We start from the raw sequence: 7,520 nt of genomic DNA on the forward strand, positions 1-7,520 counted from the left end.
AAACGAGAGTCCAAGAAAAATAAACGCGGGTATTTCAACAAAACAGGGTATGATGATGATGGGAACAAGGGTTAAAATGCGTGATTTCGGATACAGCAGAAAATAAGCGCCCATGACACCGGCAATGGCCCCGCTTGCACCAATGGTCGGCACCATGGATACGGGATTTACAAAAAAATGAAAAAGTCCTGAAATGATACCGCATATTAAATAAAACCCTAAGAATCGTATTGAACCGAAATATTCTTCGACATTGTCTCCAAAAATATACAATGTCCACATATTCCCGATGAAATGTAAAACCCGCCATGCAGAAACATATAGGATAAAATGGAAAATAGCTGATTGCCTATTGAAAAATATTTCGATATCTCATGGACCGTATATTTTGCCGGGACCAACCCGTAAGAGTAAAAAAAGACTTCATTATCAAATCCGGTCTGGATTTGCAGGATAAAGACCATCAGGTTAATTCCCATGAGGATATAAGTCACGACAGGAATGCAATTGGAAGCCTGGGTATCCCGAATGGGTATCATTGCACCATCCTCAATATATGATCTTTTTCAAGATGTTGTTTAAACCGTTTTAAAATCTCCATAACAGCATCTTCAATATTACACTTGTCATCCTTCATCTTAACGGAACAATCCTTTAAGAGCCCTTTATTTTCCATATCAAATCCGACTCGGTGTCTTATATATTCCAGCAGTGTAAAATAGAGCCTGTGGATATTGCGGGGTTCAAATCTGGCAATAAATGTTTTTGTTTTCAGGGGCAAATCGTCACACAGCAAGTCAATGGCCTCTTCCATGGCTTGAGGAAAATCCTCTTTAACGGGACCAGCAGGAATGTATTCTTTGAGAAATTCGTCCTGCCGCGTATCCATAAAAAGAAGATAGAGCACGGCTTCAAGAATCGTTTTTACATCCATGTAAATACCGGGGTGATGGCTTAATCTGGGACCGGCTACGTTCAAAATTCGAATTTCATTTTCCATTATAAAAGATTTCAAAATAATGGATACCTCAAATTCCTCTGCCGTTAAAAGATCAAGATAACAATTCGGCCTGCCGACAAGTGTTGCAAAACTCTGGGTAAGCTTAGATCCACCGGTAAGTTTACCCCGGGATATAATTACGGTACCATGGGAATCAATAATATTCTGCTTTGTTCTTTCCCTGTAATCACTTGTATTCATTTCATTCAATTGATATTTCATCGGCAATGGCCCTTTTTCCGTTTTGCGACCCTTTGGAATCCATCCGCCATGTTCAATATTGAATTTAATAGCAACATCAAGTGCTGCCCTGTCTGCACCGGTCTGTCCGCCTGAAATTATTTTTTTCAACATCGCAATCTACCACTGCCTTTTAAAAAAAAACCTTTTCTATCATAACAGCAAGGGGTATAACTTCAATACTATTTTATCATTTAAAATAATTTAACCTGATAAAATTAAATTAAGGATCTATGAACATACCATCAAAAATAAACTGTTTTAAACTGATAAAAAAAACAGATATGATGGATCATATTATCGCCCACTCTATCATGGTTTCCAATGTCGCACTGTTCTTAACTATTAAGCTTAAAAAACACTTTCCAGATCTTGACGTCCGCCTGGCAACGTCTGCTGCATTGCTTCATGATATAACAAAAACCAGAAGCTTTGATACAAACGAAATCCATTCCGAGACCGGTGGCCTGATGTTAACTGATATGGGATATCCCGAAGTGGGGGATATCATCCGTCAGCACGTCATTTTGGATTCTTATGAAAACGATTCTCCGGTTTCGGTGCAGGAAATAGTTAATTATTCTGATAAAAGGGTATTACATGATAAGGTGGTGTCGTTGAATAAAAGGCTTAAATACATTAAATTACGATATGGATCTCGAAAAGAGTTTAAAGACAAAATTCAGATTATGTGGACAAACACATTAAACCTGGAAAATAAAATTTTTCACCCCCTTGATATAACCCCTGATCAATTATCCGAACATATGACACAAAAAATTAAAAAAGAAGACTATTTAAAATCCATCAGTTTATTCCCATGATATTTCCGGGTATGAGGCTATGTCCGCTGCCACCTTTTGAATTTGCTGTTTTATGGATAATAGTTTCTTTTTTTGATCTTTTTTTTCAGAACGTTTTAAAGAAAAAAGATGTTCAATCTCTTCTTTGAAAAAATGGTACCGGTTAAATCGTTCACTTATCTTTTCTTTAAAATCCCTTGTGGCAGCCTCGATTAAAGGCAAAAAATAGTTTGCTTGCAAGCTTAACTGGTATTGTTCAAATTGATCTTTTATGATCTTTTGGTTTTCCTTTTTAATGTTCACGGCTGCTTTTTTCAATGCAGGAGAAAATGAAAACACAGAATTCCTGTTAGATAATGAAAAAAATATTTGTGACAAGGTTTGCAGGCAAAAACCCGTGATGATATTGGCCTTGATTCTGGGTGTGTATTCTGCCTCAAATATCCTGGTCGGCAATTGAAGACCCAGTATTTTTTTTATGTTGTCGATATCCACTAAAGCAATAAAATCGTTTTGTTGCTGTGTCAATTTTGACATGTCTTCAAGTTGTGAATGATGATCGGCCTTTAACAAATTAATCTGGTATAAATCGATCTGATATGAATCAAATAAAGACTGAAAATATGATGTGATTCTTTCTTCCTGGGCCTTAACAAATCTTTTTAACCGGGGGTTAACATCTTCAATAACATATAAATCCAGCTTGCGTTTAAACTCCTGAAATATTAAGTATAAAATTTGATTAAAGCCTGATTCCTTTGCCACGGATCTGTATTGTTCAACATCAAGGCAAGCCGTTTGAATATACTCCCTGGCATTTTTTAAGATAGCCTTTTGGTCCTGAATAAAAACATCTTTGATATTTGACTCTATTTCATCTTTTAAACCACTGACAGCCCCCTGGATAGAATTTGTCACGATGGTTTCTAACCGGGATGCATTTTGATGCAAATCATCCAATATCCTGATTGCCTTTTCTTCCTTTGATTTGTCGGAAGACAGCAAATCAAGGAAAATATCTGCCCGTTGCTCCAATTGGCCAACGATAATGCCAAGCCGCTTCAAATGATTTGAAATCAAAAGCTCATACCGATTTTTATCAATCACCTGGTTAAAAAAAGAATTGAATTTTTGAGTTTGCAAATCACAGTATTGAACCATTTTCTTTTCTTCCTGCCAGAATTTTAACCGGCTTAAGTCCTTTTTGATTAATTTTGATTCAAGTTTTAAAAAAAGGTTATAAAGTGAAGAAACAGAAAAAATTTTGGGTTGTATCTCTAAAAATTCAAGGTTGTCTCGAATACTGGTTTCTATTTTAATCAAATCGTTAAAATTTTCATGTTCAGTTAAATCACAATTATTGATAAAAAGAATATTATCCAATAGTCCTAAATTTTTAATCTGTTTTAAAAATACAATATCCGAGTGTCTTAACCCGGTTCGGGAGCTGATGCAGTAGATAATCAGATTTGATGATTCAAGATAGGTTAAAACATGGGCCAGTGAAGCCGGGTCGGTTGAATCTGCTCCCTGGCAATCGGCAATTTCGATACTGGGATCCATTACTTTGCCAAACACGTTAATGCAGACGTCCTTGATATAAAAAGCTTTATTGGGATCAGAAGTATAGGCTTTGTGTTTGTCAAAATCTTTTGATTCAAAACGAACAACGGTTTCATCAGCCTGGACCAGATCCTTACAAATATCAAACCCGTAAAGCGCATGCCTGATCAAAAGAGTTTGGGGTCTGATACCGTCTTTTGTGACCGGAAAATCACAGGTTAGCGTCTGGTATACTTTTTTTAAATATTCCCTGTCTTTTTCACGCCTGATATCAAAATCATTAATTATTTCATTGCCCAGTCTATCATCGGGTCTATCACCAGGGCTATCATCGCGACCGTCATCGGGAAATAACAACAGGGCTTTTTGTAATTGAGAATTAATGTCATCCCATGATTTAAAATGGAGATTGGCCTGATTCTTTCTCCCTTTTTGAATTCTTGTGGTAATCGAGGTGATAACGCCCGCCCCTCTCTTTACCAATTCCTTTCCGACCAAAGAATTGACAAAGGTACTTTTACCTGACTTAATGACCCCGACAACAGCTATCTTCAGACGCCCTGCACGAATCTGGTCCGGAATACGCCGGCAGATTGCTTGATATTCTTTAGATGAGCTATCACTCATTTGCGGGATTTGTTCAACCCGTTGAAGAATTGTTAACGTTTCGTTAATTATTTTTTCAATGGAATTTATTGGTGTTGTTTTATTTGTCATCGTTTTGGCAGGGAAAATCAATATATCAGCATCATCGCTTTTTCATATTTCAATTGGGTATCAGTTGAAAAAATTATTTCTTCAGAAATTGGACAGGTCAGCCAGGCTGCATCATTTAATTCATTATCCAATTGCATCGGTCCCCATCCTGCACATCCAAGCACAACCATAAAGGATTTAGGGCCTTTTTGAACCGCAATTGCCTCAAGGATATCTCTTGAATTACTCAAAGCCAGCCAATCTGAAACTTTCAGGCTTTCATTCCAGTCATAGGGCGGTCCATGAAGAACAAACACCCCGCTGGGCTGAACAGGACCGCCAAGGTAAATCTCCAGTGTATCAACACTCTTGTCGCACTTAATATTCAAATCCTCAAATAATTCTCTTCCTGTAAGAAGCGGATGCACTTTATTCACAATAAAACCAAGAGCACCGGATTCATTATGTTCACACATGCATGTCACGGTCTGGGCAAAATTGGGATCTGGAAGCCCGGGTATAGCAAGTAAAAATTTTCCTTTCATACTTTGTAAGATGTCATCAGTCATGAACCAGCTCCGTAATTAATCTTGACAATACAATTATAGTTTACGTATATTTATTAAAAAAAGTAGTTTGAAATATTTTTGTTTTATTTGCAATACTTTTTGTCACTAAAGAGCGGCTTTATGAATGAAATTAATCCCAAAATAGCAAACATTAATAAAATATCCTCAATTGAACCGAGTATTAAACAAAAGGAATTATCTCAAAAAAACAAAGATTCCTTTGATAAAATTTTAACAAATCAAATTAAAAAAGGCAGCAACAATACTGTTTTCAAAGAAACAGCATCGCTTCCTGAAATTGAAGGTTCCCTTAAAGCGCAACAATTGAACTTTGAACTTAATCAAACTCAATTTGTCCAAAAGCTTACCGTCTCCCTGGATTTACTTGAAACATATGCATCCTGGCTTCAAGATCCTGACAAAACCCTGAAAAAGGCCTACAATATCCTCGAACAGGCATCAAGCCAGATAAAGACCCTGGCACAGGAATTTGAAAATAATGCGACCTCCAACGACGATTTAAAAAATATCCTCACCCAATTGATGGCAACCATAGAGGTTGAACAGATAAAGTTCAACCGGGGCGATTATTTGTAACTTGTAATTTTTATATCAATCCTCTTTTCTTCCATAGACATCATCAAATCTGACAATATCATCCTCACCCAGATATGAGCCGGACTGGACTTCTATCAGCTCCAGAGGAATTTTTCCCGGATTTTCCAACCGGTGCAGAGTTCCCAAGGGAATATAGGTGGATTCATCTTCTTTGAGCAGCATTTGTTTTTCTCCCTTGGTGATGATTGCTGAACCTGAAACCACTATCCAGTGTTCTGCGCGGTGAAAATGCTTTTGCAGCGACAGCTTTGCTCCGGGTTTAACCGTAATTCTTTTTACCTGGAATCTGGGTTCAATATCCATGGTTTCATAACTGCCCCAGGGTCTGTAAACTTTGCGGTGGGTAACAGATTCATGCCTGTTCAGATCCTTTAATTGCTTGACAATTTTTTTAACATCCTGAACCCTATCCCTGGGAGAAACCAAAATAGCATCCTTTGTTTCCACGATAACAAATTTTTCAATACCAACAGCAGCAATCAGGCTGCTTTCAGAATTAATATAGGATTCTTTAACATCATGGGTTAAAACATCTCCCTTTATAACGTTCAAATCCCCATCCTTTTGCCCCGTCTGCCACAGAGCATCAAATGATCCCAAATCATTCCACCCGGCATCAAGGGGGATCATTATTCCTTTTGATGTTTTTTCCATTACTGCATAATCAATGGAGTCGGACGGAATGTCTTTAAATCCTTCCAGACTCAACCTGAAAAAGTCAAGATCCTGAACACCGGTGGCTATCACTTCCTTACATAAGATCATAATATCCGGTGCATGGTTCTCAAGCTCCTTTATAATTGCAGATGCCTGGAACATGAACATTCCGGAATTCCAGCAATATGATCTGGATTCAATATATCTTTGGGCAGTCGGAAGGTCCGGTTTTTCAACAAATTTCTCAATTTTTGAGGCACCTGTATCCTTTTCCAGCACTTCACCCTTTTTTATATATCCATATCCGATTTCAGGAGACCTTGGAATAATCCCGAATGTTATCAAATTGTCTTTTTCAGCATATTTAAGTCCTGCCTGTATGGCGGCATGAAAATCACCGATTTTTTCAATTACATGATCTGCCGGTAATACCAGAAGTATCGGGTCTTCATTGTTTTCCATTGCCTTTAATGCTGCAAGGGCAATGGCAGGTGCTGTATTTCTGCCCACAGGTTCCAGAATAATTGCATGGGGATCAATCTTAATCTTTCTTAATTGTTCAGCCGTCATAAACCTGTGCTCTTCATTGCAGACGACAATGGGCGCCCCCAGCATCTCTATTCCTTCCAGCCTTAATATCGTGTTTTGCAACATGGTATTTTCATTATATATATCAATCAGCTGTTTTGGATAAAGCTCTCTGGACAACGGCCAAAGTCTTGTCCCCGATCCTCCTGCAAGAATTACCGGAATAATCATAATCTCTCCTATATTGATGGCTTCATTGCCGTGAATACATTAATCGTCAAACCATGATTGACAGGGTAAGAGTCAATAGACTTAAAATGAAAACCTGCATCTGTCAACCAGATCTTTATTTTTTCTTTTTCAAACCCAAGCCATGATCCACCGATGATCTCTTTTATTTTTTCCTGACCGTGTTTTTCAAAATCAGCCAGGATAAACAGGCCTTTTGGTTTGAGCACTCGAAAAACTTCAGTGATTGGCAGTTCAGGTTGTGAGATATGGTGTAACACCATATTCATTATTGCCGTATCAATTTCTTGATTTTTCATTGGAAGATGTTCAAGTTCACCCAGTCTTAGCTCAGCAGCGGCAGTACCTGAAAGCCTTAACCTTGCCTGCTCCAGCATCTCAGGAGAAGCGTCTATGCCAATAAGCTTATGTGACGCTCTTTCGGACAATATCTCAATGAGTTCCCCTGTTCCACAGCCAAGATCTGAAATGTTTCCATAAAAAGATAATTTTTCTTTAATCATGGAATTCAAATCAAAATTGCCTAACACTTCTTTTTTCAATCGATCCCACTGGGGTGCTACTGTTTTAAAGAACCGTTTTGTTCTATTTTGACGA

At 37.8% G+C, this 7,520-nt stretch carries 8 protein-coding genes; 2 read left to right on the plus strand and 6 right to left on the minus strand.

All coding sequences use genetic code 11. The annotated features are described in order from the left end of the window. Positions 1 to 282, minus strand: a 282-nt coding sequence (locus tag K8S13_RS20845; protein ID WP_291465643.1) for a rhomboid family intramembrane serine protease, incomplete at its 3' end; no start/stop codon positions are given. A 253-nt stretch (positions 283 to 535) separates the two neighbouring features. Beyond that, positions 536 to 1,354, minus strand: coding sequence for a putative molybdenum carrier protein (locus K8S13_RS20850; RefSeq protein WP_291465646.1), 819 nt, complete (start codon positions 1,352 to 1,354; stop codon positions 536 to 538). Between the two features lie 119 nt (positions 1,355 to 1,473). On the opposite strand from K8S13_RS20850, the gene K8S13_RS20855 reads away from it, so the two are divergent. Next, the gene (locus K8S13_RS20855) at positions 1,474 to 2,064 is read left to right on the plus strand and encodes an HDIG domain-containing metalloprotein (protein ID WP_291465648.1); all 591 of its coding nucleotides are present in this window, start codon (positions 1,474 to 1,476) and stop codon (positions 2,062 to 2,064) included. On the opposite strand, the gene K8S13_RS20860 is transcribed toward K8S13_RS20855, so the two are convergent. After that, complete coding sequence (locus K8S13_RS20860; RefSeq protein WP_291465651.1) at positions 2,053 to 4,323, minus strand: dynamin family protein; 2,271 nt, start codon at positions 4,321 to 4,323, stop codon at positions 2,053 to 2,055. The genes K8S13_RS20855 and K8S13_RS20860 overlap by 12 nt on opposite strands. Positions 4,324 to 4,340: 17 nt before the next feature. Continuing rightward, the gene (locus tag K8S13_RS20865) at positions 4,341 to 4,871 is read right to left on the minus strand and encodes a YqgE/AlgH family protein (protein WP_291465653.1); all 531 of its coding nucleotides are present in this window, start codon (positions 4,869 to 4,871) and stop codon (positions 4,341 to 4,343) included. Between the two features lie 120 nt (positions 4,872 to 4,991). On the opposite strand from K8S13_RS20865, the gene K8S13_RS20870 reads away from it, so the two are divergent. After that, positions 4,992 to 5,468 carry a hypothetical protein gene (locus tag K8S13_RS20870; protein WP_291465655.1) on the plus strand — a complete coding sequence of 159 codons (477 nt, stop codon included), beginning with the start codon at positions 4,992 to 4,994 and terminating at the stop codon, positions 5,466 to 5,468. A gap of 15 nt (positions 5,469 to 5,483) precedes the next feature. Here the strand turns inward: K8S13_RS20870 and K8S13_RS20875 are convergent, their stop codons facing one another. Beyond that, positions 5,484 to 6,905, minus strand: coding sequence for a mannose-1-phosphate guanylyltransferase/mannose-6-phosphate isomerase (locus K8S13_RS20875; protein WP_291465656.1), 1,422 nt, complete (start codon positions 6,903 to 6,905; stop codon positions 5,484 to 5,486). A gap of 8 nt (positions 6,906 to 6,913) precedes the next feature. Then, on the minus strand, positions 6,914 to 7,520 hold a 607-nt coding region (locus K8S13_RS20880; protein WP_291465657.1), incomplete at its 5' end, for a class I SAM-dependent methyltransferase.

The organism is Desulfobacula sp., assembly GCF_021107415.1.